Genomic DNA, 25,972 nt, shown 5'->3' with positions numbered 1-25,972 from the left:
GGATTGGCGGAGGGTCGCGGGGATTCTCGGTCGGCAGGCGTCCGGCTCAGTCGCCGGTCGGGCGGGCCCGGGCCGCCTCGATCTCTCCGGGGGCCAGGAGCCAGACGCGCGACAGCTGGCCCGACGGGTCGAGCCGATAGAGCGCCGGGTGCCTGCCGCTCACGGTGGAGGGCAGGGCGATCATGTTGCGGGCGTCGCGGATCTGCGCGCCGGCGGCGAGCCGCACGGTCTTGCCGTCGATCGTGGCCTCGGGATAGGCGAGGATCTCGAATTCGCCGTAGCGCGCATCGGCCGGGATCTGCCGCAGGCCCGGGACCGGGGTGCCGGGCGCTTGCGCGAGCGCGGCGGGTATCAGGGCCGGCAGGCCTGGGGCCAGGGCCAGCGCGGCGATCCGGATCAGGGCGCTTCGCCGGGGCGGCGCCGGGCACCGGTGCAGGACGGGGGTCGAACGCTTCATCGTGGGGAGTCTAGCGTCTGGTGCGCCGGCCCGGGCCCCGACGGCCCAGAAATCAGGATGGCTGGCCGCCCGGGACAGTTGCGCCGGAGGGGGTGGTAGAGATGGGTGGGCTTGAACCACCGACCTCGGCATTATGAGTGCCGCGCTCTAACCAGCTGAGCTACATCTCCACGGGTCCGGCAAGCAGCGGATCCGAGCAGACGGACGGCGTGACCGTTGTCGAACCACTGAACCCGAAATTCTATCGGCCAGCGTAGCTGCTGTCAAAAATCCTGCTGCTTCGGGAACATCACGCTGACCCGGGTTCCGAAACCGACGCCTCGCTTCGCCGGCCAGGGCAGACCGTCGTCGATGCGCACCCGGGCACGGTGGTGCTCGGCGATCTCGCGAACGATGGGCAGGCCGAGCCCGCTGCCCTCGCCCTGCACGTCCGCGATCCGGTAGAAGCGTTCGAAGACGAGCTCGCGCTCGGAGGCCGGGATGCCGGGCCCGTCGTCCTCGACCTCCAGCACCACCGTGTCGGGGGTGCTGCGCGCGCGCACCGTCACGATGCCGCCCGGGGGCGTGTAGCGCAGCGCGTTGTCGATCAGGTTGTTGATCAGCTCGCGCAGCAGGATCGGGTGGCCGGCGATCGGCGCCGGGCGGTCGTCGTTCTCCACCCCGAAGTCGATGCGCTGGCGGATCGCGAACGCCGTCCAGTCCGCCGCGACGGTCCGGACCAGCGGATGCAGGCCGAGCAGCTCGAGCGGCGTGCTCGCGCCGAGATTCTCCATCCGCGCGAGCGCCAGCAGCTGGCTCACCAGGTGTGCGCTGCGCTCGGCGCTGCGCACCAGCTGCGCGAGCGAGCGCCGGAGGTCGGACGGGTCGGATTCGCGCATGGCCAGCTCGGCCTGCGAGCGCAGGCCGGCGAGCGGTGTCTTCAGCTGGTGGGCCGCGTCGGCGATGAAGCGTCGCTGGGCCTGCAGGTTCTGCGACTGGCGCGCAAGCAGGTCGTTGAAGGACGCGACCAGCGGCGCGATCTCCTCCGGCGCGCCGAGCGGATCGACCGGCGAGAGGTCGTCGGGGCGCCGGGCGCGAATCCGCTCCTGCAGCGACTTCAGCGGCGCCAGCCCGCGCGACAGGCCGAACCAGACCAGCGCCAGCGCCACCGGCAGGATCAGGAACTGGGGCAGGATCACCCCCTTGATGATCTCGTTGGCCAGCACGCCGCGTTGTTCGAGGGTCTCGGCCACCTGCACCAGCACCTGGGCCTCGGCGTCGTCCGCCCGCGGCACGCCGATGTAGGTATAGGCGGCGCGCACCTCGTCGCCATCGATCACCAGGTTGCGGATCTTCACGCGACTGGCGTCCGGGAAGTCGTAGAGCCTGGGCCGGGGAAAGTCGCGGTCGCCGGCGAGCAGCGTGCCCCGCTCGTCGACGATCTGGAAGTAGTACTGGCCTTCGGCCTCCCTGTCGAAGAGCTCGCGCGCGGCGCGCTCGAGCGCCTCGCGGGGATCGGATTCGGGCGCGTTGCGGACCTGCTGGGCCAGGACGATCGCACGGTCGTGCAGCGAGCGGTCGAATGGCGCGTCGGCCAGCGATCGCGCCACCAGGAAGGTCACCGCGATCGACAACGGCCAGAGCAGCAGCAGCGGCGCGAACATCCAGTCGAGGATCTCGCCGAACAGCGAGCGCTGCTCGGTGCTGCGTGCCGCTCCGCGGCGCGTGGCCCGGTGGCGTGGCCGGTTTCCCGAGAAGACCGGCCGGCTCGGCGTCTCTCGGGTGGCGACCAGGTCCTCGAGGATCGAGGGGGGGCGCTCCGCAGGCGGGCCCTGTTCCGGCGAGTGGGAGTGCCCGGCCGAAGGAGGTCGCTCGGGGCGGTTCATTCGGCGGCGCCCGGCGAAGCGCCGGCCGCGTCCTCGCCCTGCGCCTCGTCGGCCGGCCGCTGCAGGCAGTAGCCGAGGCCGCGCATGGTCACGATGCGGATGTCGCCACCCTCGAGCTTGCGGCGCAGCCGGTGCACGTAGACCTCGATCGCATTGTGGCTCACCTCCTCGCCCCATTCGCAGAGGTGGTCGACGATCTGCTCCTTGCTGACCAGGCGGTCGACCCGCTGCAGCAGGATTTCGAGCACGCCGAGCTCGCGGGCGGAGAGGTCCAGCGCCTGTCCGTTCAAGGTGGCGGTGCGGCCGACCTGGTCATAGGCCAGCGCGCCGAGCTTGAGCTGGCTGCTGCCCGTGCCCATGCTGCGGCGGACCAGGGCGCGCGCCCTCGCCTCGAGCTCGGACAGCGCGAAGGGCTTGGCCATGAAGTCATCGGCGCCGAGATCGAGGCCGCGCACGCGTTGCTCGACGGAGTCCGCCGCGGTGAGGATCAGCACCGGCAGCCGGGAGTCCCGCGCGCGCAGCCGCTTGAGCACCTCGATGCCGGGAAGCCGCGGCAGTCCCAGGTCGAGGATCAGCAGGTCGTATTCCTGGGTGGACAGCGCGGTGTCGGCCTCGCTGCCGCTGGCGACGTGATCCACCGCGTAGCCGCCGCCCCGCAGCGAACGGGACAGCGCGTCGGCCAGCACCTGATCGTCTTCGGCCAGCAGGATCCGCATTCGGAAAGTCTAGCGCGCGGCGGCGTCTAGCGCGCGGCGGCGCGGCGCAGCGCGTCGCGGGTCTCGCGCGCCACGCGGGCCGCCGCCTCGGCCCAGTCCGGGCCCTTGCTGGCGTACAGGATCGCGCGCGACGAGTTGACCAGCATGCCCGGCGTGGCGCGGCCCGCGCCGGCTGCCACGGTGGCGTCGATGTCGCCGCCCTGGGCGCCGATGCCGGGCACCAGCAATGGCATCTCGCCGACCAGCGCCCGCACCCGGGCCAGTTCCTCGGGGAAGGTGGCGCCCACCACCAGGCCCAGCTGGCCGTTCGTGTTCCAGTGGCCGGCCGCGAGCCGGGCCACCCGCTCGAACAGCCGCTCGCCGCCCACGTCGAGCGCCTGCAGATCGCTGCCGCCGGGGTTGGACGTGCGGCACAGCAGGAACACGCCGCGGTCGCGCCCGGCGAGCCAGGGTTCGATGGAATCGAAGCCCATGTAGGGGTTCACCGTGACCGCGTCTGCCTGATAGCGCTCGAACGCCTCGATCGCGTAGCGCTCGGCGGTGGCGCCGATGTCGCCGCGCTTTCCGTCGAGCACCACCGGAATGCCGGGGTGGGCGCGGTGAACGTGGTGGATCAGCGCCTCGAGCTGGCCCTCGGCGCGCGCGGCCGCGAAATACGCGATCTGCGGCTTGAAGGTGCAGGCAAAGGGCGCGGTCGCGTCGACGATGCCGCGGCAGAAGCGCAGCACGGTATCCGGGTCGTCCGGCTCGCCCAGCGACGCCGGGATCTTCGCGGGGTCGGGGTCCAGGCCCACGCAGAGCATCGACTGCGAACCCTCCCAGGCCTTCCTGAGCGACAAAACGAAACTCACTCGCTGCTCCCCGCGCGGATAATCGTCGCCAATTCTATCCAGTCATGCCTCGCACCATCACCCTGAGCCCGCGGGACCTGGGCCTGCTCGCCCTGCTGACGCTGTTGTGGGGCGTCAACTGGCCGATCATGAAGATCGGCGTCCAGGAACTTCCGCCGATGACCTTCCGATCGCTGTGCATGATCGGCGGGCTGCCCATGCTCGCGGCGATCGCGCACGGCCGCGGCCTGTCGCTGAAGGTGCCGCGCGAACACTGGCGGGAGCTGCTGCTGCTCGCGCTCACGAACATGGTGCTCTGGTTCGTGTTCGCGATGTACGGGGTCAAGCTGCTGTCCTCGGGCCGCGCGGCCATCCTCGGCTACACGATGCCGATCTGGAGCGCGGTGGTCGCGATCCTGGTGTTCGGCGAGAACCCGTCGCGGCGACTCTGGATGGGCGTGGCCGCCGCCGCGGCCGGGGTCGCCCTGCTGCTGGCCAGCGAGTTCACCGCGATCGCCGGCAGCCCGCTCGGCACCCTGTGCATGCTGGCGGCCGCCGTGATCTGGGCCTACGGCACGCACCGGATGCGGCGGCGCATCCAGCCCACGCACATCCTGGTCATCACCTTCTGGTCGCTCGCGCTCGGGCTCGTCGTGTGCGGCAGCATCGCGCTGCTCTTCGAGCGCGGCCAGGTGCACCGCCCGCCCAATGCGGCGGAATGGGGCGCGATCGCCTTCAACGCCTTCCTGGTGTTCGGCTTCGCGCAACTGGTCTGGTTCCGGCTCGCGACCATCCTGCCGCCGGTGGCCAGCGGGCTGTCGGTCATGCTGATTCCTGTCACCGGCGTCTTCTCGGGCGTGTGGATGCTCGGCGAGCGGCTGCTCTGGCAGGACTGGGGCGCGCTCGCTTGCATCCTGGCGGCGATGGCAACGGTCCTGTCGCCATCGAGGAGAACTCCGCCCGCCGGCTGACGCCGCGGGCCGCCAAGTCCTCCACGTTGCCGCACCAGTCCGACCAGACCTTCGAAGCCTGCACGGCTGGGCGAGGTCGGGATGGCCGGGTCTGCCGGGGGATGAAGGCGGTCACCGAGGGGGTCGGGGCCTCGGCCTCGGTCGAGATCCTGCGGGTCGACGAAAAGCGGCAGATCTTCGAGAACGCGCTCGAGGAAGCGCTCTACAGCTGGCACGACGAGGTCCGCCTGCAGGTCTGCGGCAAGTTCGACGAGAAGGGCGGGGGGTGGCGAGTGGGTCGTGCCGCAGGTTGGCCGATGGCGCGAGGCGGCCACCCGGATGAGCCGTCGGTGCAGGCCACCCTGACGAGCCGTCGGTGTAGGCCATCCGGATCGACCGTGGGGGTGATCCGCGCGCCGTGGCGAATGCCTAGAATCGGGCAGATCTTCATCTCCAGGTGAGCCTCGATGCCCCGTCCCGCCGCCCGCATTCCCGACTACCTCCGGGCCGCCGCTCGCGTGCTGCCCGGACTTCGCCGCGGCACGGCCGACGGTCCGCACACCGCGCAGCCGGGGCGGCGCGCGATCGCCCGGGCCGCCTGGCAGCTGGCCTGCGTGTCGTGGGCCGGCGGCGTGGCGCTGGCCTCGTCGGGCTGCGCGACCGCCCCACCGCGCTTCGCCAGGGATCCGTTCTCGCTGGGCGTGGCCTCGGGCGCGCCAGAGCCCGAGGGCTTCGTGCTGTGGACGCGGCTGGCCCCCGAGCCCGGCCAGGTCCACGGCGGCATGCCGCCCGGGCCGGTGACGGTGCGCTGGGAAGTCGCCGAGGACGAGGGCTTTGCCCGCATCGTGCGCAGCGGCCGGACGGTGGCGCACCCGGAGCTTGCGCACAGCGTGCATGTCGAGGTGCAGGGGCTGAAGCCGGAGCGCTGGTACCACTATCGCTTCCTGACCGGCGACGGCGCGAACCAGGCGGTCAGTCCCGCCGGCAGGACCCGCACGGCCCCGCCGCCCGACGCATTGCCGGCCCGCCTGCGTTTCGCCTTCGCGTCGTGCCAGCAGTTCGAGCAGGGCTACTTCGGCGCCTACCGGCACATGGTCGAAGAGGATCTCGACCTGGTCCTGTTCCTCGGCGACTACATCTACGAGAGCAGCTGGGGGCGCGATCACGTTCGGGCCCACCAGGGCGGCGAGCCGAAATCGCTGGCGGAATACCGGATCCGTCACGCGCAGTACCGGGGCGATCCGGACCTGCAGCGGATGCACGCGGCGGCACCCTGGCTGCTGACCTGGGACGACCACGAGGTGGACAACGATTACGCCGACGATCGTTCCGAGGATCTCGATGCGACCTTCCTCGCACGGCGCGCGGCGGCCTATCGTGCCTACTTCGAGCACATGCCGCTTCGCCAGTCCGCGAGGCCCGAGGGCCCCGCCATGCGGCTGTACGGCCGGCACCGCTTCGGCAGGCTTGCCGAGTTCCTGATCCTCGACGACCGGCAGCATCGGGCCTACCAGGCCTGCCCGAAGCCGCGCCGCGGCGGCGCCAACGTGGTCGACGTCGAGCGGTGCCCCGATCTGCGCGATCCGTCCCGATCGATGCTGGGCGCGGCGCAGGAGCGCTGGCTGGACCGCTGTTTCGCCGAGTCGCGCGGCCGGTGGAACCTGATCGGGCAGCAGACGCTGTTCTCTCGGGCCGACGGCCGGCGGGGACCCGGCGAGACCGCATGGACCGACGGCTGGGACGGCTACCCGGTCGCGCGCCAGCGGCTGCTCGACGCAATGCGGGCGCGCCGGCTCGCCAACCCCGTGCTGCTGGGCGGCGACGTGCATTCGAACTGGGTTTGCGACGTCAAGGCGGATTTCGCCGATCCGGGCTCTGCGGCGGTGGCCACCGAGTTCTGCGGTACCTCGATCACCTCGCAGGGGCGGCCCCAGGCGCAGCTCGACCGGGCTCGCGACGAGAACCCGCATGTGCGGCTGGCCGAAAGCGATCACCGGGGCTATGGCGTCGTCGAGTTGACACCGGAGCGCTGCGCGACCACGCTGAGGACCGTGGATACGGTGAAGTTGCCGGGGCAGCGGATCGCCACCCGGGCGCGCTTCGTGGTCGAGTCCGGACGGCCCGGCGCCAGGCTGGCGTAGCGGCTTGGCGGCCAGGCGCTTGGCCGGCCGGAACGCCGCCGTGCCGAAACCGCTAAAATGGAACAGGGTATTTCCCTCCCCGGCGAGCCGCTTTCCAGCGGTCTCGTCACCTCGAAAGGAGCAGGAAGCACATGAAGAAGACCATCTCAATCCTCGCGGTCGCGGCCATCGCCCTGGCCGGTTGCGAATCGATGACCGAGACCCAGCAGCGGACCGCGATCGGCACGGGCCTGGGCGCGCTGGCCGGCGCGGCCCTGGGCAGCGCGGTGGGCGGCAGCGGCACCGCCACGCGCAATGCGGCGGTGCTGGGCGCGGCTGCCGGCGGCATCGGCACCTACATGTGGTCCAAGCGCATGGAAGAGCAGAAGCTCGCCATGCAGCAGGCCACCGCCGGCACCGGTGTCGGCGTCACGCAGACCGCCGACAACCAGCTCAAGCTGGACATCCCGAGCGACATCTCGTTCGACACCGGTCGCGCCGACATCAAGCCGAACTTCCGGCCCATTCTCGACCGTTTTGCCCAGACGCTGAGCGCGAATCCGGGCACCACGGTCCGGATCATCGGCCACACCGACAGCACCGGCACCGACGCGGTCAACGAGCCGCTCTCGGTCAACCGCGCGGCGAGCGTTCGCCAGTACCTGGCCGATCGCGGCGTGAGCGCCACCCGCATCGCCATCGACGGCCGGGGCTCGCGCGAGCCGATCGCCGACAACGCCACCGCGGCCGGCCGCGCCCAGAACCGCCGCGTCGAGATCTTCGTCGGAGAGCCCCAGGGCTGATCGCGGCCCCCTGGCCCTGTCCGCCGGTGGCCTCTTTTCCTCGGGCCGCCTGCGTCGGGTCCGGGAGCGGCGCAAGGGCGCGGTCAGCCCCGCCGGCGCCGTGCCGGGCGGGTGCGCGGCCGTTCCGGACCCATGGCAGGACACGCGGCACTGGGTGCGGCACAGGCCGCAACCGAGGCAGGGATTCTTCGTGAACGAAGCCAACGCACGAGCCGATTCCCGGCGGTCAGCCGACGGAGGGATCCACCTCGCAGGGCTTCCGGAAGTCTTCGCGGGCGAATCGCTGCGCCCCTGGCTCGTGCCGACAGGTTTCCTGGACAGCGACTCGCCGGCGATCCGGGAGTTCGTCGCGCGCGCGATCGGTGACGAGGCCGACGAGCGCCGCAAGGCGGTCCGGCTGTTCTATGCGGTGCGCGACGGAATCCGTTACGACCCGTACCGGATCTCCTTCGATCCGATCCAGTACCGCGCCAGCAGCGTCCTGGCGGCCGGTTACGGTTGGTGCGTGCCGAAGGCGGTACTGCTCGCGGCCTGCGCGCGGGCGGCCGGCATCCCCTCCGCCATCGGATTGGCCGACGTGGTCAATCACATGAACACCGAGAAGCTGCGCCAGCGGATGGGCGGCACCGACGTGTTCTACGACCACGGCTACGCGGCATTGCGGGTCGACGGACGCTGGGTGAAGACGGTACCGGCCTTCAACATCGAGCTGTGCGAGCGCTTCGGTGTACGGCCCACCGATTTCGACGGCACCAGCGACGCGCTGTACCAGGAGTTCGACGCCGACAACCGGCGGCGAATGGCCTACCAGGCCGATCATGGGACCTGGTCCGACCTGCCCCTGGACAAGGTGCGCGACGATTTCGTGCAGCATTATCCGCGGGAGCTCTTCGAGCAGGGGGCTTCGGTCTTGCCGGGCCACGCGGCGGGCCGGCCCGCCGCGGACGCGGGGCGCTTCGAGGACGACGCGCCACTGCGCTGAACGGCGGGGCGCCCGCATCACAGTCGACAGACGAAAAAAGCCCGGCTTTCGCCGGGCTTTTCTCTGGGCCGCGCGGCCACGAGGGCCGCGCCACGACCGGTCCGAAGACCGATTACATGTCCATGCCCATGCCGCCCATGCCGCCCATGCCCGGGGGCATGCCGCCGGCCGCCGGCTTGTCTTCCGGCGCCTCGGCGATCATCGCGTCGGTGGTCAGCATCAGGCTGGCGACCGAGGCGGCGTTCTGCAGCGCGGTGCGGGTGACCTTGGTCGGGTCGACCACGCCCATCTCGAGCATGTCGCCGTAGGTGCCGTTGGCCGCGTTGTAGCCGTAGCTGCCCTTGCCCTCGAGGACCTTGGCAACGACCACGCTCGCCTCGTCGCCGGCGTTGGCGACGATCTGGCGAAGCGGCTCCTCGACTGCGCGCAGCACGATCTTGATGCCGGCTTCCTGGTCGGGGTTGTCGCCCTTGACCTTGATCGCGGCGCGGGCGCGCAGCAGCGCGACGCCACCGCCGGCCACGATGCCTTCCTCGACGGCGGCCCGGGTGGCGTGCAGCGCGTCTTCGACGCGGGCCTTCTTCTCCTTCATCTCGACCTCGGTGGCGGCACCGACGCGGATGACGGCCACGCCGCCGGCCAGCTTGGCGACGCGCTCCTGAAGCTTCTCGCGGTCGTAGTCGCTGGTGGCTTCCTCGATCTGGGCACGGATGGCCTTGACGCGGGCCTCGATGGCCTTGGTCTCGCCGGCGCCGTCGATGAGCGTCGTGTTCTCCTTGCCCACCTCGACGCGCTTGGCACGGCCCAGTTCGGCCAGGGTGGCCTTCTCGAGCGTCATGCCGGTCTCTTCCGAGATCACGGTGCCGCCGGTCAGGATGGCCATGTCTTCCAGCATCGCCTTGCGACGGTCACCGAAGCCCGGGGCCTTGACGGCGACGGTCTTCAGGATGCCGCGGATGTTGTTGACGACCAGGGTCGCCAGGGCCTCGCCCTCGACTTCCTCGGCGATGATCAGCAGCGGCTTGCCGGCCTTGGCAACCTGCTCGAGCACCGGCAGCAGCTCGCGGATGTTGCTCACCTTCTTGTCGTGCAGCAGCACGAACGGATCTTCCAGGACGGCGACCTGCTTGTCCGGGTTGTTGATGAAGTAGGGCGACAGGTAGCCGCGATCGAACTGCATGCCCTCGACGATGTCGAGCTCGTTCTCGAGCGACTTGCCGTCCTCGACGGTGATCACGCCTTCCTTGCCGACCTTCTCCATCGACTCGGAGATGATCCGGCCGATTTCCTCGTCGGAGTTCGCCGAGATCGAGCCGACCTGGGCGATTTCCTTCGTGGTGGTGCAGGGCTTGCTGACCTTCCTCAGCTCTTCGGTCAGGGCGGAGACCGCCTTGTCGATGCCGCGCTTCAGGTCCATCGGATTCATGCCGGCGGCGACGAACTTCATTCCCTCGCGGACGATCGCCTGGGCCAGCACGGTGGCGGTGGTGGTGCCGTCACCGGCATTGTCCGAGGTCTTGGAAGCGACTTCCTTGACCATCTGGGCGCCCATGTTCTCGAACTTGTCCTTCAGCTCGATTTCCTTGGCGACCGAGACGCCGTCCTTGGTGACGGTGGGGGCGCCGAACGAGCGCTCGAGCACCACGTTGCGGCCCTTCGGACCCAGGGTGACCTTGACCGCGTTGGCCAGGACATTGACGCCGGCGACCATGCGGCTACGCGCATCGTCGTGGAAAAAAACCTGTTTGGCTGCCATATGCGTTTAACTCCTCGAAATCTGTTACTTACTCGACCACGGCCATGATGTCTTCTTCGCGCATGACCAGCAGCTCCTCGCCGTCGACCTTGACGGTCTGGCCGCTGTACTTGCCGAACAGGACCTTGTCGCCGACCTTGACGGCCAGCGGGCGGACCTTGCCGTCGTCACCGACCTTGCCGTTGCCCACGGCGAGAATCTCGCCCTGGTCCGGCTTCTCGGCGGCGTTGTCGGGAATCACGATGCCCGACGAGGTCTTGCGCTCGTTGTCCAGACGCTTGATGATCACGCGATCATGCAAAGGACGCAGTTTCATGCGATTTGGCTCCGAATTGGAATGAAAAGCGAACAGACAGGATCAGAAAGCCGGACAGGGCCGACTTCGGACAATCCCCACGGCAGCGTGCTGGTGCCGCATTCTTGTTAGCACTCACCGCTGGCGAGTGCTAATTGTAGGGGCTCGACGGAATTTTTCAAGCGCCGGGCCTGTCGACCGGGTTATTCTTTCCGCCGCCCGTTCCAGGAAGACCCGCCCGACGCGCGCCGGCGCCGGGCGCGCGCCACGAACTGCTCCCTTCCTCCTTTCCCCCTTCCTTCGGCATGCCCTACCTCGCCGCGCTCCTCGCCCGCACTCGGCGTCTGTTCCTCGCGCTGGTCAAGGTCATGCTGCCCGTGATGATCGCGGTGCGCGTGGGCCAGGAGATGGGCCTGGTCGACGGGCTGGGGCGGGCGATCGCGCCCGCCATCGGGTGGCTGGGTCTGCCGCCCGAGGCCGGCATGATCTGGGTCACCGGCGTCTTCGTGGGGGTCTACGGCGCGATCGGCGCCCTGGTCGGTTTCGGGCCCACGCTCGAGATGAGCGTGGCCCAGTTCAGCGCGCTGGCGGCCATGGTCCTGTTCGCGCACGGGGTCCCGGTGGAGCAGGCGATCGTGCGGCGGGCCGGCGCCAGTTTCTGGGTGACGGCGGGCCTGCGGATCGGCGCCGCGCTCGCCTACGGCACGCTGGTCACCTGGGCCTGCGGCGCCGCCGGCGTCCTCGCCGATCCGGTCTCCTTCGGCTGGTTGCAGGGCGGCGCGCAGGACGCCGCTTCCGGTGCTGGCGGTCTGGGGGACTGGCTGGCCGCCACCGCTTTCTCGCTCGCGCTCACCTTCGGCATCATCGTGGCCCTGCTCATGCTGCTGGACCTGCTGGAGCGCACGGGTATCACCCGCCGCATCACCGCGCTGATGGCGCCGGTCCTGCGGGTGAGCGGGCTGCCGCCGGCCGCTGCGCCGGTGACCACCGTGGGCGTGCTGCTGGGCCTGACCTACGGCGGCGCGCTGATCATCGAGGAGGCCGAGCGGCAGCGCTTCGCGGCGCGCACCCGCTTCCTGGCGCTGACCTGGCTTTCGCTGTCGCATTCGCTGATCGAGGACACGCTGTTGTTCCTCGCGCTCGGCGCCGACGTCTGGATCGTGCTGGTGGGCAGGGTGCTGCTCACGATGGCGATCGTCGCAGCCCTGGCCGCGGCGCTGCAGGAACCTGCGCTGCCTGCGGGCGAAAAAAAACGCGCCGCGTGAGCGGCGCGTTCTTCGGGTTCCGGGAGCGGACGCCGGCTGCCCCGAAGGGCGGGCTGGCGTCGGTCCGGAGCCGGCTTACAGGGGCTTGATCGCCGAAGCCTGCAGGCCCTTCGGGCCCTGCTTGACGGTGAACTCGACCCGCTGGGCTTCCTGCAGGGTCTTGAAACCGCTGCCCTGGATTTCCGAGAAGTGCGCGAAGAGATCCGCGCTGCCATCGTCGGGGGCGATGAAGCCGAAGCCCTTCGATTCGTTGAACCACTTGACCGTGCCGGTTGCTCTGCTCATGTTGCGCTCCATTGATTACGCATGACTAGAAACGCCTTGGGCGAAACATGCCCGTGGCGGCAAACAAATCAAGAGAGCACAACCAGGTATTCCAGGCCGGGATTCGGCCGCGACGCGCTGCGGGGCAGGCGGGCTTGACACAAGAAAGTGGGATCTGCTTGAACCGTATGCGAGGCGCACCTTACACGACGGGGAGGGCCTTGTCCAGCGGAAGTTGGGCGCCAGGCGTCCGGACCGGGCTCACGCGTTTCGGCGCGACGCGCGATCGATCGCGTGGCGGGTCGCCTCGCAGGCGTCGGATGGCGCCGCAGGCCGGCGCGGGGGCGGCGCCGAGAACGCGCCGAGCACCGCGCCGGCCTCGAGCCGGGCGGCGAGCATGGCCTCGCTGCTGGGCGGCGCCGCGCCGCAATCCGGGTAGAGGTCGCGGATCACGTCGTCGAGCCGCTGCGCGTGCAGCCCCCGCATCAGCAACTGGCGGGCGAGTTCCGGCGCGGTGACCCCGCGGTGCCCGGCCTCCCTGCGCAGGAACTCCGCCAGGGCGGGCGGCAACCGCACCATCAGCGGTCCGGAGGCCTTGCGTGTCATTCGGGTTCCACGCCCATCGCGACCAGGAAGCGCGACACCATGTTGTAGGCCGCGACGGTGGCCACGAACTCGACCAGCTCGCGTTCGGGCAGTCGGGACTTCAGCGCGTCGAAGGCCGCATCGGGGACCTTGACCGAGCGGGTCATCGCGATCGCGACCGCCAGCGCGGCGCGGTCGGTGTCGTCGAACAGCGCGCTGTCGGCCGCTGCCCGGTCGGGGTCGCGCATCGCGTCGACCTGGGCCTGGGTGCCGCCGGCCTCGATGAACACCGGCGCGTGGTGGATGAACTCGTACTCGGCGCCGTTGACGACCGCCACGATGCACATCGCGAGCTCGCGCAGCCTGGGCGAGAGCGAGAGCCGGGTGCGCACCGCGCCGAGATAGGCGTTCCAGCCGCTGGCGAGCTCGGGACTGTGCAGCAGCATCCGGTCCAGGTTGAGCAGCGTGCCGCCGCGGCGCTTGCGCACGGCGTCGACGATCTCGCGCGGCTCGGCCAGGTCTGCGCTCACATAGGGGATTCTCGCCATCGGTTCGCTTCCTCCTCGCGGTCGGTATGTCGATAGGTCTGTCGATGCGTGGGCGGCGGGCCGTGCCGTCGCGGGGCGCCGGGAGCGTGCCTCAGGCCCGGGCCGCGCGCAATGCCTTGTCCTGCAGTTCGCGCCACATGATCTTTCCGGTGGCCGAGCGCGGCAGCGCGTCGACGATCTCGACGACGCGCGGCGCCTTGTACGCGGCCATCCGTTCGCGGCACCAGGCCACGATGTCGTCGGCGCCCACGCGGCCGCGGCTTTCCGGCTTCAGCACCACCACCGCCTTCACCGTCTCGCCTCGCCGCTCGTCGCGGGCCGCGATCACGCAGGCCTCGCGGATGTCCGGGTGCGCGTACATCATCGCCTCGATCTCGGCCGGCCAGACCTTGAAGCCCGAGGCGTTGATCATCCGCTTGAGACGGTCGGTGATGAAGAAATAACCCTCGTCGTCGTAGTGGCCGATGTCACCGGTGCGAAAGAAGCGCTTGCCTTCGATCTCGACGAACGCGGCCCGCGTGGCCTCGGGGTCGTTCCAGTAGCCGAGGAACACCTGCGGGGCGTGGATCGCGATCTCGCCCGACTCGTTCGGGCCGCGCTCGGCCAGCGTGTCGGGGTCGATGATCCGCGAGTCGACGTCGAAGATCGGCACGCCCCCGCACTGCCGCTTCGGGCGCTGCGGCGGGTTGATGTGGGTGGGCGCGATGGTCTCGGACAGCCCGTAGCCCTCGATGTACTCCAGGCCGGTGAGCGCCTTCAGCCGGGCGCCGACGGCCTCGGGCATCGAGGCGCCGCCGCCGCCGATCCGGCGCAGGCTGGACAGGTCGTGCCGCTCGATGCCGGGCATCGACAGCAGGTCGATCGCCATCGTGGTGATGCAGGACCACGAGGTGATCTTCATCGATTCGATCAGCGCGGCCGCCGCCTCGCGGTCCCAGCGCTGGAGCACCACCATCGTGGCGCCGAGCAGGATCGGGCAGTTCATGTTGCCCTGCATGCCGGTCACGTGAAAGAGCGGCAGCGTGGCCAGGATCACCGGCGCTTCGCCCCAGTCGGCCCAGTGGGCGTGCATGACCGCCGTGGCCATCACGGTCCTGTGCGTGTGCACGCAGCCCTTGGGCTTGCCGGTGGTGCCGGACGAATAGGGCAGCACCGCGAGGTCGTCGGGGCCGGCCAGGTGCGGACCCGGCGCGATGCCGGCCGCCAGCGCGTCGGCCCAGCGCGCGATCCGGACCCCCGTCAGGCGCTGGCCCAGGGACGCGATGTCGACCGGATCGGCCAGCAGCGACGCCGGCGTGCGCGGCGCGGACGGGTGGCCGATGCAGTCGGCATAGCGGACCAGTACCAGGTGCGCGAGCCCGGCCCGGCCGAGGTGCGCGGCAAGATCCTCGGCCGCGATGGCCACGCGCGCGCCGCTGTCGGCGGCAAGGTGCGCCACCTCGTCGTCGAGCAGCATGGGATTGACCGGCACCACCATCGCGTCGGCCCGCAGGATCGCGTAATAGGCGAGCACCCATTGCGGGCTGTTCTGCATGTAGAGCAGGACACGGTCGCCGCGCCGCACCCCGCACTCGCGCTGCAGCCAGCCGGCCAGCGCGTCGACCTGGGCCAGTCCTTCGCCGTAGGAGATGCTGCCGTCGTAGAAGACCAGCATCGGGTGCCCGGGCTTGCGGCGGGCGGACAGCGACAGGTTCTCGTACAGCGAGCGCTGCGGATAGTCGAGCGAGAAGGGTCGGCCGGGCGGCCAGAAGCGGTGGTGCAGGGTCAGCGCGGGCATCGTTGCAGGCGGGGAATGAGGCTTCGGGATGATACCGGTCGAAGCCCGCCCCGCCCTGGCGTCGACTCGTCCCTACGCGATCCGAGAGTAGCCGCCGGCGGGCCGAGCGCCCTTGCCCAGGTATTCGTCGAAGGCCATGGCCACCGCGCGCACCAGCAGGCGCCCGCGCGGCAGCACGGTCACGCCGGCATCGTCGATCCGCACCGCGCCGGCCTCGACCAGCGGTGCCAGCGCGGCGAGCTCGCGCTCGAAGTGGCGGGCGCCGTCCACGCCGCGGCGCCGGGCCAGCCAGCCCCAGTCGAGCTCGAATCGGCACATCAGCGACTCGATCGCGTCGCGCCGGATGAAGTCCTCGCGGTTGAGCCGGATGCCGCGGGAGACCGGCAGACGGTCGGCGGCGAGCGCGTCGTAGTAGCCCTGAAGCACCTTCTCGTTCTGCGCGTAGACGTCGCCGACCGAGGCGATCGCCGAAACGCCGAGCGCGATCAGGTCGCCCGACGAATGCGAGGTATAGCCCTGGAAGTTGCGGTTCAGTCGACCCTCGCGCTGCGCGATCGCGAGCTCGTCGTCGGCCCTGGCGAAGTGGTCGAGCCCGAGGTACAGGTAGCCTGCCGCCTCGAACAGCCGCACCGCCTCCTCGAACATCCGGGCCTTGTCCGGCGACGAGGGCAGCTCCGCCTCGGCGATCCGCCGCTGGGGCTTGAAGAGCGTGGGCAGGTGCGCGTAGTGATACAGGGCGATCCGGTCGGGGCCGGCCGCGATCGTCTGCTCGACGGTTCGCCGGAAGCTGTCCGGCGTCTGTTTCGGCAGGCCGTAGATCAGGTCCACGTTCACCGAGCGAAAGCCCGAGTCGCGCGCCGCCTCGATGAGGGCGATCGTCAGTTCCTTGGGCTGGATCCGGTTGACCGCCTTCTGGACCTCCGGGTCGAAATCCTGCACGCCGAGGCTCACCCGGTTCATGCCCAGGTCGCGCAGCACGCGCAGGCGGGCGCCGTCCACCGTGCGCGGGTCGATCTCGATCGAGTACTCGCCTTCGCCGTCGGGCGCGAAGTCGAAGGCCTCCCGGAAGGCCCCGATCAGCCGCGCGAGCTCGGCGTCCGGCATGAAGGTCGGCGTGCCGCCGCCGAAGTGCAGGTGGCTCACCCGGTGCCCGGCGCCGATCCGGTGCTTGACCAGGTGCAGCTCCTTGAGCACCGCCTCGAGGTAGGGCGAGGACTGCTCCTGGTGCTTGGTGCCGATCTTGTTGCAGGCGCAGTACCAGCAGATGGTCCGGCAGAAGGGCACGTGAACGTAGAGGCCCAGGGGCTCGTCGCGACGGTCGGCGCGGCGCAGCAGCGCGCGATCGTAGTCCTCGTGGGTGAAGCCCGCGTGGAAACGGTCGGCGGTCGGATAGGAGGTGTAGCGCGGCCCGCGCCCGCCGAAGCGGTCGAGCAGCGCCTCGTCGATCTCGAGGGGCGGCGGTCTGGTGGATAGCATGGCGGCAAGTGTGCCGCCCGCCGCGCATTCCACGTCTTGATCGGGCGCAAGCGCGCGGGAAGGAATTCCGCCGTGCGGATCAGGAATTTCCCTGGCCGGCATTCACTCGACCGGCACGGTGTAGTTGAGCGCCATCCGCCCGCCGTCCGGATACACGATCTGGCCGGTCAGGTAGGACGCATCGTCGCTGGCCAGGAACAGCGCCACCTTGGCGACCTCGTCGGGCTCGCCCAGCCGTCGCATCGGCGTGCGCGACAGCAGCTTGAGGCGCGCCTCGGGCGAGCCCATGACCGCCTTGCGGGCGAGCTCGGTGGCGATCGTGCCCGGCCCGACCGCATTCACGCGGATGTCGTGCGGCGCCAGGGAGATCGCCATGACCCGGGTCAGCTGGTTCACCGCGCCCTTGGAAACCACGTAGGGCACTTGGTCGGGAATGGCCAGGATCGCGTTCACGCTGGACATGTTCACGATCGCGCCGCCGCCGCCCTGGGCGACCATCTGGCGCGCCGCCGCCTGGCCGACGACGAAGTAGGAGCGCAGGTTCACCGACAGCACGCGGTCGAAGTCTTCCTCGCGCAGGTCGAGGAAGTCCGCGGCGTGGGTGATGCCGGCGTTGTTCACCAGCACGTCGAGCCGACCGAAGCGCTCGATCGCGGCCTCCACCAGCGCCGTGCCCGCGCCAGGGGCGGCCACGTCGGCGGCCACGAAGTGCATGCCCGGCACGCTGGCCGCGACCGCGCTGCCGGCATCGGCGTCGCGGTCGGCGATGACCACTCTCGCTCCCTCGGCTGCGAAGCGGCGCGCGATCGCCTCGCCGATGCCCTTCGCCCCGCCCGTCACCAGCGCCACCTTGTCCGTCAAACGCATTGCCTGTTCTCCTCCGTTTTCGGCTTGCCCGATGGGATAATCCGGGCGACATGAAAGCTTCGAGATCGGGGCGGCCCGCAAGCCGCCGAAAGTCGGCATTTTGCGCCATCCTCGCGATGGTCCTCTTCGTGCTCGGTGTCCCGGGGTCCCCGGCGCGCGCCGAGACCGGGCCGCCGGTCGCCGACTGGCTGCGCGAGGCAGGGATCGATACGGCCGACGTGGGCATCGCGATCCGCCGGCTCGACGGCGTCCGCGGCGGTCCGGCCTGGGGCCTGAACGCCGACCGGCCGTTCAATCCGGCCTCCACGCTGAAGCTGGTCACCACCTGGGCCGCGCTGTCCATCCTCGGGCCCGAGTTCCGCTGGCGCACCACGCTGCACCTGCGCGGCGCCATCGTCGACGGCGTTCTCGAGGGCGACCTGATCCTGCGCGGCGGCGGCGACCCGAAGCTCGTGGTGGAGGATCTCACCGAGTGGATCGCCCGGATCCGGGCCGCCGGGCTGCGCGAGATCCGCGGCGACCTGGTGATCGACGACGCGATCTTCGAACCGGTCGACGATACGCAGGCGCCCTTCGACGGCGACCCCTCGCAGCCCTACAACGTGTTGCCCTCCGGCGCGCTGATGAACTTCAAGGCCACGCGGTTGGTGGTCCGCCCCGAGGCCGCCGGGGCCCGCATCGAGCTCGATCCGCCGCTGGCCGACGTCCGGATCGAGAACCGGATCCGCGTGCAGCGCGGTCCCTGCCGCCATGGCGTCGCGGGCCTGCGGGTGCGCGATGAGGCAGGGCGGGGCGACGCTCCGCCGGTCATCCGGGTCGAAGGTCCTTACTCGGCAGGGTGCGGCGAGCAGGGCCTGTTCGCGGCGGTGCTCGGCCACGTCGAGTTCGCGCGGGCCTTCTTCGCGGCGGCCTGGCGGGGCTCCGGCGGAGTCTGGGAGGGCGGCGCGCGGCTCGAGCGCGGCGCGGCCGACGGCAAGCCGTGGATCGACTGGGTTTCGCCGCGAACCCTTGCCGAGGTGGTCGACGACGTCAATCACTTCAGCAACAACGTGATGGCCCGCCAGCTGCTGTTGCAGGTCGCGGCGGCGTCCGGCGCGCGGCCGGCGGGCGTCCGAGAGGGGGGCGACGCGGTGCGCGCCTGGCTGCGCGAGCGCGGGCTCGATTTCCCCGAGATGGTGCTGGACAACGGCGCAGGCCTGTCCCGGCAGGCCCGGATCAGCCCGGCCAGCCTGGTCAGCCTGCTGGCGCAGGCGGCCCGGGAGCCCCTCGGCGAGCGCTTCCGGGCTTCGCTGCCGCGGGTTGGCGAGACCGGCACGGTCCGCTTCAGGCTGGTCGGCCAGCCAGTCGCCGGCCGCGCCTGGATCAAGAGCGGCAGCCTTGCGGAAGTCCGCTCGATCGCCGGCTATCTCGAGGCGGCGTCGGGCCGGCGCTATGCGCTGGCGATGTTCGTCAACGGTCCCCGCGCGGGCGCTTCGGGCGCCGCCCAGGACAGGCTGCTCCGCTGGCTGCACGAGAATGGCTGAAGGCGCGGGCCGCCGGCCTCGCCTTGCGCTCGCCGCGGCGACCGTGGCGTACCTGCTGTTCGTCGCCTACCAGTCGCTCGCCGGCGGCGGTGCCGGCGAGTGCAGGCTGCCCCTGCTTCAGCAGGGGCAGCGGCTCTCGCTGAGCGACGGGCTCGCCAACCTCGTCGCCTACCTTCCTCTGGGCCTGCTCGCCGCGGCCTGGCTCGCCCCCCGGCGCTCGGCAGTGTCCCTGGCGGCCGGGCTGGCGGCGATCGCGGGGTTCTCGCTTGCGATGGAGTTGCTGCAGGCCTGCATGCCGGCCCGCGTATCCTCGTGGTTCGACCTCGCGATGAACTCGGCCGGCGGGCTGGCCGGGCTGCTGCTCATGTCCCGCGTGGCGGCGCCGGGCCATGCCCCGGTGGCCGCGCCGGGCCATGCCCCGGTGGCCGCCGCGATCCGCGCGCCGCTGCTCTGGCCGGTGCTTCTCGTGACGGGCGCCTGGCTCGCGCTGGCGCTGGCGCCCTGGCGCTTCACCCTCGACGTGGGAACGATCCGGTCCAACCTGGCCTTCCTGCTGCACTGGGCGGACTGGGGCGGTCCCGATCCGTGGCGCTTCGCCCGTCACTTCTTCGGCTGGCTGGCGGTGGCCGTGGCCTTGCGGGCGATCTGGCGCGGACGGGCGGCCGCGAGCCTCGCGCTGGCCCTGGCGATCGGCGCGGCGCTCGTGGGGCAGGTGCTGCTGGTCTGGCGGGCCCTGTCCTATGACGAGCTCGCGGCGGTGGCGCTGGCCGCCGCGCTCGCATTCTGGATGCCTTCGCGCTCGGCCGGTCCGGTCCTGGCCCGGCTGTTGCCGCTGCTGGCGCTCGTCTCGGTGGGGGCCTACCAGCTCGCACCGGGGCGGGGCGGCGTGCACGCCGGCGGGTTCGAGTGGTTGCCGCAGCTTGGCCGCGGCAGCCTGCTGCCGGCGCTCGAGCTTTCGCTGATGTTCGGTTGGCTCGCGTTCTCGCTGCTGCTCTCGCTGCGCTGGCTCCAGCAGTGCGGCGTGGACATCGCGCGGCGCCGCGTCGTGCTGCCCGGCGGGGTGGTCGGGCTGATGCTCGCTTCCGAGGTCGCCCAGGCCTGGATACCGGGGCGCGTGCCCGACAGCTCGGCGCCGCTGCTGACCGGGCTGGCCTTCGCCGTGGCCTGGGCGCTCTTCGGCCGGGCAGGCGATGACCGCCCGATCAGAGACCGAGCTCGGCCCACATCGCGTCGACCCGCCGCCTGACCGCTTCGTCCATCACGATCGGCCGACCCCACTCGCGCGTGGTCTCGCCGGGCCACTTGTTGGTGGCGTCCAGCCCCAGTTTCGAGCCGAGCCCGGACACCGGCGAAGCGAAGTCCAGGTAGTCGATCGGCGTGCGGTCGACCAGCGTCGCGTCGCGGATCGGATCGACCCGGGTCGTGATCGCCCAGATCACTTCCTTCCAGTCGCGCACGTCGATGTCCTCGTCGACGACGACGATGAACTTGGTGTACATGAACTGGCGCAGGAAGCTCCAGATCCCGAACATCACCCGCTTGGCATGGCCCGGGTACTGCTTGCGGATCGACACCACCGCCATCCGGTAGGAGCAGCCCTCGGGCGGCAGGTAGAAGTCCACGATTTCCGGAAACTGCCGGCACAGGATCGGTACGAAGACCTCGTTCAGCGCCACGCCGAGGATCGCCGGCTCGTCGGGCGGCTTGCCGGTGTAGGTCGAGTGGTAGATCGGCGACTCGCGCATCGTGATCCGGTCGATGGTGAACACCGGGAACCAGTCCTGCTCGTTGTAATAGCCGGTGTGGTCGCCGTAGGGACCCTCGAGCGCCATTTCCCAGCCCGTGCGCGCGGTGGCCGGAAGATCGCCCTGCCAGCCCAGGCGCCGGGCATGGCCTTCGGTCAGGCTGCCGTCCGGATCGGGCCGGATCGCCCCTTCGAGGACGATCTCGGCGCTGGCGGGCACCCGCAGCGTGCTGCCGAGGCATTTCGCGAGCAAGGTCTTCGAGCCGCGCAGCAGGCCCGCGAACTGGTACTCCGAAAGCGTGTCCGGCACCGGCGTCACCGCGCCGAGGATCGTCGCCGGGTCGGCGCCCAGCGCCACCGCGATCGGGAAAGGCTGTCCCGGATGCCGCGCGGCGTGGTCCCGGAAGTCCAGCGCCCCGCCGCGATGGGCGAGCCAGCGCATGATCGTCTGCCTGGGTCCGATCACCTGCTGGCGGTAAATGCCCAGGTTCTGTCGCGCCCGGTTCGGGCCGCGCGTCACCACCAGCCCCCAGGTGATCAGCGGCGCCGCGTCGCCGGGCCAGCAGGTTTGCACCGGCAGCTTCGCGAGGTCGGCCTCGTCGCCTGCGAGCACCTGCTCCTGGCAGGCGGGCCGGCCCACCTCCTTCGGCGCCATGTTCAGCACCTGGCGCAGCATCGGCAGCTTGTCCCAGGCGTCGCGCAGGCCCTTGGGCGGCTCGGGTTCCTTCAGGTAGGCCAGCAGCTTGCCGGTCTCCCTAAGCGCGTCGGTCGATTCGGCGCCCATGCCCAGGGCGACCCGCCTGGGCGTGCCGAACAGGTTGGCCAGCACCGGGATCGGCCAGCGCCGGCCCTCGTGGACCGGATGCTCGAAGAGCAGGGCAGGGCCGCCCGCCCGCAATACCCGATCCGCGACCTCGGTCATTTCCAGGGATGGCGACACCTCCTTGCCGATCCGCTTCAGCTCGCCGGCGGTCTCGAGCTGGCGGACGAAGTCCCGCAGATCCTCGTATTTCATGGGTTTCCAGGCGTCGTTGAGGGGCGCAGCGGATTGTCGCACCGGCCCGGGCGCGCAAGGATTCCGGCCATCGGCCCGGCCCGGAGACTGCATTCTGGCAATATCTTTCGGTTGACCCCGCCGCCGTCGATCCCTAAAATCCGGCCATCTCTCCACAGGGTCGGCCGCCGTTCCAGCGCGGCCTTGCGTTCGTCGGAGGCCTCTTGACGAGCGCGAAAGCGGGGGTCGTGCCGTGAGCATGCCGGCGATCCGGCCCCCGACGAGGGCGAATCGGCTGTGAGCATGCCGGGGGTTCGCCTACAGCAGGCGGCCACGCATCGCCCGCAAGAGGTTCCGCAGGTCTCGACCACGCTGTCGACGCGGAACCGGGTCCGCTCACTGCACGGTCTGCGGTCCCGATTCGCAGGATCACTCGCCTTTCGGGCGAACCGTACGGCGCAAGCCGGAAGGAGGCTCGATGCTCGAGCAGCGTCAAGTCACGAACATGTTCGGATCGCTCGCGCGATTCGTCGGCGCCGGCCGATCGTCGGTGGCGTCGATGCCGATGGTCGCGGTGATCGCGGTCGCGGTTTCGACGCTTCACGGTGTCGGCGCGAAGGCCGACGCCAATCGGTCCGTGCTGTCCGGCGCGGGAAGCGACGTCGCGTTCGCCGTGCCGGCGCAGTCCGGCGCCGCCGCCCTCGCGCAAGGCGCCCCCGCGTCCGCGGGCGGTGCCCGCGCCAGCGCGCTTGCCGAGATCGAGCGGCACATGGCGCGGGCCAGGCATGCGGCGGCAAGCCGCGAACCGTCGTCCGGCGGCGGCGCGCAGCGCGCCCTGGCGTCGACGGGCACGGCCGTCCCGGGCCAGCCTGCGGTCGAGCGCGAGCGCCTCGCGCGGCAGGCCGCGACCGCACGCGAGGCCGAGGCCGCGCGCCCGCCCCTCAAGCTCACCGACGAACAGCGCAACATCGCGCGCTTCATCGCGTCCAAGTACCGGGTCGCGGTCGACGACGTCCAGACCTTCGTCGCCCATGCCTACCGCGCGGCGCGCGAATTCCGTCTCGATCCTCACCTGATCCTCGCGGTCGTCTCGGTCGAGTCGAGCTTCAACCCGAACGCGCGCAGCTCGAAGGGCGCCCAGGGCCTGATGCAGGTGCTCACCCGGGTCCACACCGACAAGTTCGCGCCCTTCGGCGGCGCGGCCGCCGCCTTCGACCCGGTGGCCAACATCACGGTCGGCTCGGCGATCCTGAAGGAATACCTGGTCCGGGAAGGCTCGGTCGAAGGCGCGCTCAAGTCCTACGTCGGCGCGGCCCTGCTGTCGCACGACTTCGGCTACGGGCGCAAGGTGCTTTCAGAACGCGAGCGGATCGCGGCGGCGGCCCAGGGCCGCGCGCAGGCCGAGCGCCAGGCCGGCGCCCGCGTGATTCCGGAGGCTGCACGCATCACGCCCGACAGCGGCACGCCGGGCGAGACCAAGACCATCTCGCTGTTCGATCTCGACGCGCCGATCGGCAAGATCGACGTCCCGCCGGCCAGCAGCGCCGACCTCCGCGGCGTGGAGGCGGTGGCGCAGCTGATGGACAAGCTGCACGACCACTGACCCGGGCTGCCATCGTCCGCCCGGTCCGCGCGGCGCCCCGGCCGCGCGATCTCCGACTGCCGCGATTCCTCAGCTGCGCTGCGCGAGGTGCCGGCCCAGGCGTTCGATCGCCTCGCTCATCTTCTGCATCGAGGTCGCGTACGACAGCCTGATCCAGCGCTGCGGGTCGTGGCGGCCGAAGTCCTTGCCGGGCACCACCGACACGCCGGTCTGCTCCAGCAGCTCGATCGCGAAGGCCGAGCTGTCGTCGGCGTGCGCGCTGCAGTCGGCCCAGGCGTAGAAGGCGCCGTCGGGCATCACCGGAACGTCGAGCCCGATGCCGCGCAGCGCCGGCACGATCCAGTCGCGCCGGCGGCGGAACTCGTCGCGCCGCGCCTCGAAGATCGCCAGCGACTCGGGATCGAAGCAGGCGAGCGCCGCATGCTGGGCGAGCGTCGACGCGCAGATGTAGAGGTTCTGCGACAGCTTCTCGAAGACTGGCGCCAGCGACTCCGGCACCACCAGCCACCCGAGACGCCAGCCGGTCATGTGGAAGTACTTCGAGAAGCTGTTGGTGACGATCAGGTCGTCGCCCAGCGCCAGCGCGCTGCGCGGCGCGTCGTCGTAGGACAGGCCCAGGTAGATCTCGTCGACGATCGAGAAGCCGCCGCGCGCGCGGACGGCGTCCGCGATTCGGGCCAGCTCGTCGAAGGGAATCGAGGTGCCGGTCGGGTTGGCAGGCGAGGCGAGCAGCGTGCCGCGGGTGTTCGGCGCCCAGTTCGCCTCGAGCAGTGCCCGGTCGAGCTGGAAACGCGTGTCCGGCCCCACCGGCACCAGTTGTGGCTCGCCGTCGAAGGCGGCCACGAAGTGCCGGTTGCACGGGTAGCTGGGGTCGGTCATCAGCACGCCGTCACCAGGGTTGACCAGCGCGCAGCAAGCCAGGGACAGCGCGGCCGAGGCGCCGGCGGTGACCACGATCCGCGAGGGCGCGATGTCCAGCCCATAGCGCTCGCCGTAGTCGTAGGCGATCGCCTTCCTCAGCGAAGCGAGCCCGGTAGCGCCGGTGTACTGCGTGTGGCCGGCGCGGGCGGCGCGCTCGAGCGCCGCGACCACCGGCTCGGGCGCGGTGAAGTCCGGCTCGCCGATGCTCATGTGGATGATCGGGTGGCCGGCGGCCTCCAGCGCGGCGGCGCGCTTGGCCAGCTCCATCACGTGGAAGGGATCGATGCGGCCGGTGCGGCTCGCCAGGGGATAGGAAACGGGGAGGGGAGTCGGAGGCGTCATGTCGGTGTCGTCGGGTGGCGGCCGGCCAGCGCGCGTGGCGCCGCCGGCCGCCGGGGCGGCAAGGTGCTAGTCGGCCCTGACGACACCTTCCGCGATCAGCGCGTCGATCTCGTCGGCCGTGTACCCGAATTCTGCCAGCACCGCCCGGGTGTGCTCGCCCAGCGCGGGCGCGGGCTTCGGCGCCACCGCGGGCGTCCCGTGCAGCTTCACCGGAAAGCCCACCGCCCGGGTGCGGCCGGCCTTCGGGTGGTCGACCTCGACGACCATGTCGCGGGCGAGCACCTGCGGATGGGTCAGTGCCTCGCCGATCGAGTGCACCGGTCCTGCCGGCACGCCGGCCGCGTCGAAGGCCGCGATCCAGTGGGCGCGATCGTGCGCGATCAGCACTGCCTCCATCGCCTCGACCAGCGCCGTCAGGTTGCGCATGCGCGCGTTGTTGTCGACGAAGCGCGGGTCGGATTTCCACTCCGGATGACCCAGCACGTCGGTGATGCGCTCCCAGTTCGACTGGTTCGCGCCGCCGATGTTGATGAAGCCGTCGGCGGTGCGAAAGGCCTGGTAGGGCGCGGTCAGCACGTGGCTCGAGCCCAGCGGCCCGCCCGAGGCGCCGGTCGCGAAGAAGATCGCCGCGTGCCAGTAGGTCTGCTGCAGCGCCGCTTCCATCAGCGAGGTCTCGACGATCTGGCCCTCGCCCGTCTTCAGCTTGTGCACGTAGGCCGCGATGATGCCCATCGCCTGGAGGATGCCGGCGTTGATGTCCGCGACCGGGTTGCCCGATTTCGCGGGCGGGCGGCCCGGCTCGCCGGTGATGCTCATCAGGCCCGAGAAGCCCTGTGCGATCAGGTCGAAGCCGCCCTTGTCGGCCCAGGGACCGGTGCGGCCGTAGCCCGAGACCGACGAGTAGATCAGGCCCGGGTTGAGCCTGGACAGCGTGTCGTAGCCGACCCCGAGCTTCTCCAGCGTGCCCTTGCGGTAGTTCTCGGTCAGCACATCGGCCCCGGCCGCCATCCGCTTGAGCACCTCCTTGCCCTTCGGGTGCTTCAGGTCGAGCGCGATGCCGCGCTTGTTGCGGTTCAGGATCATGAACGGCGCCGAGACGCCATTGACCCGCGGCTCGCGGTAGCTGCGCGAATCGTCGCCCCCCGGCAGCTTCTCCACCTTGATCACGTCGGCGCCGAGGTCGGCGAGCATCATCCCGGCGGTGGGGCCGGCCATGATCTGCGAGAGCTCCAGGACCTTCATGCCGGCCAGCGGGCCGGCGCTTCGTTTCGTGCTCATCCCGGATGATC

Annotated in this window: 24 protein-coding genes and 1 tRNA gene; 9 read left to right on the top strand and 16 right to left on the bottom strand. The window is 70.8% G+C overall.

Features of this window, described 5'->3' with window-relative positions; translation table 11 throughout:
* Nucleotides 1–46: 46 nt before the first annotated feature.
* The 5 genes from FHP08_RS02005 to pyrF form a co-directional block, all read right to left on the bottom strand.
* Nucleotides 47–457, bottom strand: a complete 411-nt coding sequence (locus FHP08_RS02005; protein WP_147702620.1) for a hypothetical protein — start codon at nucleotides 455–457, stop codon at nucleotides 47–49.
* A 93-nt stretch (nucleotides 458–550) separates the two neighbouring features.
* Nucleotides 551–627: transfer RNA gene (locus FHP08_RS02000), tRNA-Met, on the bottom strand.
* 93 nt (nucleotides 628–720) lie between these two features.
* The gene (locus FHP08_RS01995) at nucleotides 721–2,322 is read right to left on the bottom strand and encodes a sensor histidine kinase (RefSeq protein WP_147702619.1); all 1,602 of its coding nucleotides are present in this window, start codon (nucleotides 2,320–2,322) and stop codon (nucleotides 721–723) included.
* Entirely contained in the window at nucleotides 2,319–3,038 is a 720-nt protein-coding gene (locus FHP08_RS01990; protein ID WP_147702618.1) for a response regulator transcription factor, read from the bottom strand. The genes FHP08_RS01995 and FHP08_RS01990 overlap by 4 nt, the downstream gene beginning before the upstream one ends.
* A 26-nt stretch (nucleotides 3,039–3,064) precedes the next feature.
* Complete coding sequence (gene pyrF / locus FHP08_RS01985) at nucleotides 3,065–3,889, bottom strand: orotidine-5'-phosphate decarboxylase (protein ID WP_147702617.1); 825 nt, start codon at nucleotides 3,887–3,889, stop codon at nucleotides 3,065–3,067.
* A gap of 44 nt (nucleotides 3,890–3,933) precedes the next feature.
* Between pyrF and FHP08_RS01980 the strand changes: the two genes are divergently transcribed.
* From FHP08_RS01980 to FHP08_RS01960, 5 genes are all read left to right on the top strand, one after another.
* A complete protein-coding gene (locus tag FHP08_RS01980) occupies nucleotides 3,934–4,839 on the top strand; it encodes a DMT family transporter (RefSeq protein WP_147702616.1) in 906 nt (301 codons plus the stop codon).
* A gap of 101 nt (nucleotides 4,840–4,940) precedes the next feature.
* Nucleotides 4,941–5,279 carry a hypothetical protein gene (locus tag FHP08_RS01975; RefSeq protein WP_147702615.1) on the top strand — a complete coding sequence of 113 codons (339 nt, stop codon included), beginning with the start codon at nucleotides 4,941–4,943 and terminating at the stop codon, nucleotides 5,277–5,279.
* 6 nt (nucleotides 5,280–5,285) lie between these two features.
* Nucleotides 5,286–6,959 carry an alkaline phosphatase D family protein gene (locus tag FHP08_RS01970; RefSeq protein ID WP_147702614.1) on the top strand — a complete coding sequence of 558 codons (1,674 nt, stop codon included), beginning with the start codon at nucleotides 5,286–5,288 and terminating at the stop codon, nucleotides 6,957–6,959.
* Nucleotides 6,960–7,090: 131 nt separating this feature from the next.
* Entirely contained in the window at nucleotides 7,091–7,741 is a 651-nt protein-coding gene (locus FHP08_RS01965) for an OmpA family protein (RefSeq protein WP_147702613.1), read from the top strand.
* A gap of 190 nt (nucleotides 7,742–7,931) precedes the next feature.
* Nucleotides 7,932–8,723 (top strand): transglutaminase-like domain-containing protein, encoded by a 792-nt coding sequence (locus FHP08_RS01960; protein ID WP_222707796.1) that lies wholly within the window; start codon nucleotides 7,932–7,934, stop codon nucleotides 8,721–8,723.
* A 112-nt stretch (nucleotides 8,724–8,835) separates the two neighbouring features.
* On the opposite strand, the gene groL is transcribed toward FHP08_RS01960, so the two are convergent.
* Nucleotides 8,836–10,479: a chaperonin GroEL gene (gene groL, locus FHP08_RS01955; protein ID WP_147702612.1), complete on the bottom strand. Its 1,644-nt coding sequence runs from the start codon at nucleotides 10,477–10,479 to the stop codon at nucleotides 8,836–8,838.
* 28 nt (nucleotides 10,480–10,507) lie between these two features.
* Nucleotides 10,508–10,795, bottom strand: a complete 288-nt coding sequence (groES, locus tag FHP08_RS01950; protein WP_147702611.1) for a co-chaperone GroES — start codon at nucleotides 10,793–10,795, stop codon at nucleotides 10,508–10,510.
* A gap of 284 nt (nucleotides 10,796–11,079) precedes the next feature.
* Between groES and FHP08_RS01945 the strand changes: the two genes are divergently transcribed.
* Entirely contained in the window at nucleotides 11,080–12,039 is a 960-nt protein-coding gene (locus tag FHP08_RS01945; RefSeq protein ID WP_147702610.1) for a nucleoside recognition domain-containing protein, read from the top strand.
* A gap of 75 nt (nucleotides 12,040–12,114) precedes the next feature.
* Here FHP08_RS01945 and FHP08_RS01940 read toward each other — a convergent pair whose 3' ends face one another.
* The 6 genes from FHP08_RS01940 to FHP08_RS01915 all read right to left on the bottom strand — a co-directional run bounded on the left by FHP08_RS01940 (nucleotide 12,115) and on the right by FHP08_RS01915 (nucleotide 17,556).
* Nucleotides 12,115–12,324, bottom strand: a complete 210-nt coding sequence (locus FHP08_RS01940; RefSeq protein WP_147702609.1) for a cold-shock protein — start codon at nucleotides 12,322–12,324, stop codon at nucleotides 12,115–12,117.
* Nucleotides 12,325–12,564: 240 nt separating this feature from the next.
* Complete coding sequence (locus FHP08_RS01935) at nucleotides 12,565–12,909, bottom strand: hypothetical protein (RefSeq protein WP_147702608.1); 345 nt, start codon at nucleotides 12,907–12,909, stop codon at nucleotides 12,565–12,567.
* Nucleotides 12,906–13,436, bottom strand: a complete 531-nt coding sequence (locus tag FHP08_RS01930) for a carboxymuconolactone decarboxylase family protein (RefSeq protein WP_147702607.1) — start codon at nucleotides 13,434–13,436, stop codon at nucleotides 12,906–12,908. The genes FHP08_RS01935 and FHP08_RS01930 overlap by 4 nt, the downstream gene beginning before the upstream one ends.
* Nucleotides 13,437–13,527: 91 nt before the next feature.
* On the bottom strand, nucleotides 13,528–15,213 hold the full coding sequence (locus FHP08_RS01925) for a long-chain-fatty-acid--CoA ligase (RefSeq protein WP_147702606.1): 1,686 nt from the start codon (nucleotides 15,211–15,213) through the stop codon (nucleotides 13,528–13,530).
* A gap of 72 nt (nucleotides 15,214–15,285) precedes the next feature.
* Nucleotides 15,286–16,689 carry an oxygen-independent coproporphyrinogen III oxidase gene (gene hemN / locus FHP08_RS01920; RefSeq protein ID WP_147702605.1) on the bottom strand — a complete coding sequence of 468 codons (1,404 nt, stop codon included), beginning with the start codon at nucleotides 16,687–16,689 and terminating at the stop codon, nucleotides 15,286–15,288.
* Between the two features lie 102 nt (nucleotides 16,690–16,791).
* On the bottom strand, nucleotides 16,792–17,556 hold the full coding sequence (locus tag FHP08_RS01915) for an SDR family NAD(P)-dependent oxidoreductase (RefSeq protein ID WP_147702604.1): 765 nt from the start codon (nucleotides 17,554–17,556) through the stop codon (nucleotides 16,792–16,794).
* A gap of 50 nt (nucleotides 17,557–17,606) precedes the next feature.
* Here FHP08_RS01915 and dacB point away from each other — a divergent pair, with 50 nt between their 5' ends.
* Together dacB and FHP08_RS01905 are read left to right on the top strand one after the other, a co-directional pair.
* Nucleotides 17,607–19,079, top strand: a complete 1,473-nt coding sequence (dacB, locus tag FHP08_RS01910) for a D-alanyl-D-alanine carboxypeptidase/D-alanyl-D-alanine endopeptidase (RefSeq protein WP_147702603.1) — start codon at nucleotides 17,607–17,609, stop codon at nucleotides 19,077–19,079.
* Nucleotides 19,072–20,325, top strand: a complete 1,254-nt coding sequence (locus FHP08_RS01905; RefSeq protein ID WP_187272128.1) for a VanZ family protein — start codon at nucleotides 19,072–19,074, stop codon at nucleotides 20,323–20,325. The genes dacB and FHP08_RS01905 overlap by 8 nt, the downstream gene beginning before the upstream one ends.
* Here the strand turns inward: FHP08_RS01905 and FHP08_RS01900 are convergent.
* Nucleotides 20,282–21,838: a UbiD family decarboxylase gene (locus FHP08_RS01900; RefSeq protein WP_147702601.1), complete on the bottom strand. Its 1,557-nt coding sequence runs from the start codon at nucleotides 21,836–21,838 to the stop codon at nucleotides 20,282–20,284. The genes FHP08_RS01905 and FHP08_RS01900 overlap by 44 nt on opposite strands.
* A gap of 457 nt (nucleotides 21,839–22,295) precedes the next feature.
* Between FHP08_RS01900 and FHP08_RS01895 the strand changes: the two genes are divergently transcribed.
* Nucleotides 22,296–23,420, top strand: a complete 1,125-nt coding sequence (locus tag FHP08_RS01895; protein ID WP_147702600.1) for a lytic transglycosylase domain-containing protein — start codon at nucleotides 22,296–22,298, stop codon at nucleotides 23,418–23,420.
* Nucleotides 23,421–23,489: 69 nt separating this feature from the next.
* Here the strand turns inward: FHP08_RS01895 and FHP08_RS01890 are convergent, their stop codons facing one another.
* Entirely contained in the window at nucleotides 23,490–24,683 is a 1,194-nt protein-coding gene (locus FHP08_RS01890) for a pyridoxal phosphate-dependent aminotransferase (protein ID WP_147702599.1), read from the bottom strand.
* 66 nt (nucleotides 24,684–24,749) lie between these two features.
* A complete protein-coding gene (locus tag FHP08_RS01885; RefSeq protein WP_147702598.1) occupies nucleotides 24,750–25,961 on the bottom strand; it encodes a CaiB/BaiF CoA transferase family protein in 1,212 nt (403 codons plus the stop codon).
* Nucleotides 25,962–25,972: the final 11 nt, after the last annotated feature.

The sequence above is a fragment of the Zeimonas arvi genome (assembly GCF_008039575.1).
GTDB classification, from domain to species: Bacteria; Pseudomonadota; Gammaproteobacteria; order Burkholderiales; family Burkholderiaceae_E; genus Zeimonas; species Zeimonas arvi.
This window is presented reverse-complemented; position numbering and strand designations above follow the sequence as displayed.

Excerpts from the sequence above, each read along its gene's own strand:
- FHP08_RS02005 (WP_147702620.1), bottom strand. The coding sequence starts at position 457 with ATGAAGCGTTCGACCCCCGTCCTGCACCGGTGCCCGGCGCCGCCCCGG.
- FHP08_RS01915 (WP_147702604.1), bottom strand. The coding sequence starts at position 17,556 with ATGCGTTTGACGGACAAGGTGGCGCTGGTGACGGGCGGGGCGAAGGGC.
- FHP08_RS01970 (WP_147702614.1), top strand. The coding sequence starts at position 5,286 with ATGCCCCGTCCCGCCGCCCGCATTCCCGACTACCTCCGGGCCGCCGCT.
- hemN (WP_147702605.1), bottom strand. The coding sequence starts at position 16,689 with ATGCTATCCACCAGACCGCCGCCCCTCGAGATCGACGAGGCGCTGCTC.
- FHP08_RS01945 (WP_147702610.1), top strand. The coding sequence starts at position 11,080 with ATGCCCTACCTCGCCGCGCTCCTCGCCCGCACTCGGCGTCTGTTCCTC.
- FHP08_RS01995 (WP_147702619.1), bottom strand. The coding sequence starts at position 2,322 with ATGAACCGCCCCGAGCGACCTCCTTCGGCCGGGCACTCCCACTCGCCG.
- groES (WP_147702611.1), bottom strand. The coding sequence starts at position 10,795 with ATGAAACTGCGTCCTTTGCATGATCGCGTGATCATCAAGCGTCTGGAC.
- FHP08_RS01935 (WP_147702608.1), bottom strand. The coding sequence starts at position 12,909 with ATGACACGCAAGGCCTCCGGACCGCTGATGGTGCGGTTGCCGCCCGCC.
- FHP08_RS01890 (WP_147702599.1), bottom strand. The coding sequence starts at position 24,683 with ATGACGCCTCCGACTCCCCTCCCCGTTTCCTATCCCCTGGCGAGCCGC.
- FHP08_RS01930 (WP_147702607.1), bottom strand. The coding sequence starts at position 13,436 with ATGGCGAGAATCCCCTATGTGAGCGCAGACCTGGCCGAGCCGCGCGAG.
- FHP08_RS01895 (WP_147702600.1), top strand. The coding sequence starts at position 22,296 with ATGCTCGAGCAGCGTCAAGTCACGAACATGTTCGGATCGCTCGCGCGA.
- dacB (WP_147702603.1), top strand. The coding sequence starts at position 17,607 with ATGAAAGCTTCGAGATCGGGGCGGCCCGCAAGCCGCCGAAAGTCGGCA.
- FHP08_RS01990 (WP_147702618.1), bottom strand. The coding sequence starts at position 3,038 with ATGCGGATCCTGCTGGCCGAAGACGATCAGGTGCTGGCCGACGCGCTG.
- FHP08_RS01905 (WP_187272128.1), top strand. The coding sequence starts at position 19,072 with ATGGCTGAAGGCGCGGGCCGCCGGCCTCGCCTTGCGCTCGCCGCGGCG.
- FHP08_RS01900 (WP_147702601.1), bottom strand. The coding sequence starts at position 21,838 with ATGAAATACGAGGATCTGCGGGACTTCGTCCGCCAGCTCGAGACCGCC.
- FHP08_RS01980 (WP_147702616.1), top strand. The coding sequence starts at position 3,934 with ATGCCTCGCACCATCACCCTGAGCCCGCGGGACCTGGGCCTGCTCGCC.
- FHP08_RS01925 (WP_147702606.1), bottom strand. The coding sequence starts at position 15,213 with ATGCCCGCGCTGACCCTGCACCACCGCTTCTGGCCGCCCGGCCGACCC.
- FHP08_RS01975 (WP_147702615.1), top strand. The coding sequence starts at position 4,941 with ATGAAGGCGGTCACCGAGGGGGTCGGGGCCTCGGCCTCGGTCGAGATC.
- FHP08_RS01965 (WP_147702613.1), top strand. The coding sequence starts at position 7,091 with ATGAAGAAGACCATCTCAATCCTCGCGGTCGCGGCCATCGCCCTGGCC.
- FHP08_RS01885 (WP_147702598.1), bottom strand. The coding sequence starts at position 25,961 with ATGAGCACGAAACGAAGCGCCGGCCCGCTGGCCGGCATGAAGGTCCTG.
- FHP08_RS01940 (WP_147702609.1), bottom strand. The coding sequence starts at position 12,324 with ATGAGCAGAGCAACCGGCACGGTCAAGTGGTTCAACGAATCGAAGGGC.
- groL (WP_147702612.1), bottom strand. The coding sequence starts at position 10,479 with ATGGCAGCCAAACAGGTTTTTTTCCACGACGATGCGCGTAGCCGCATG.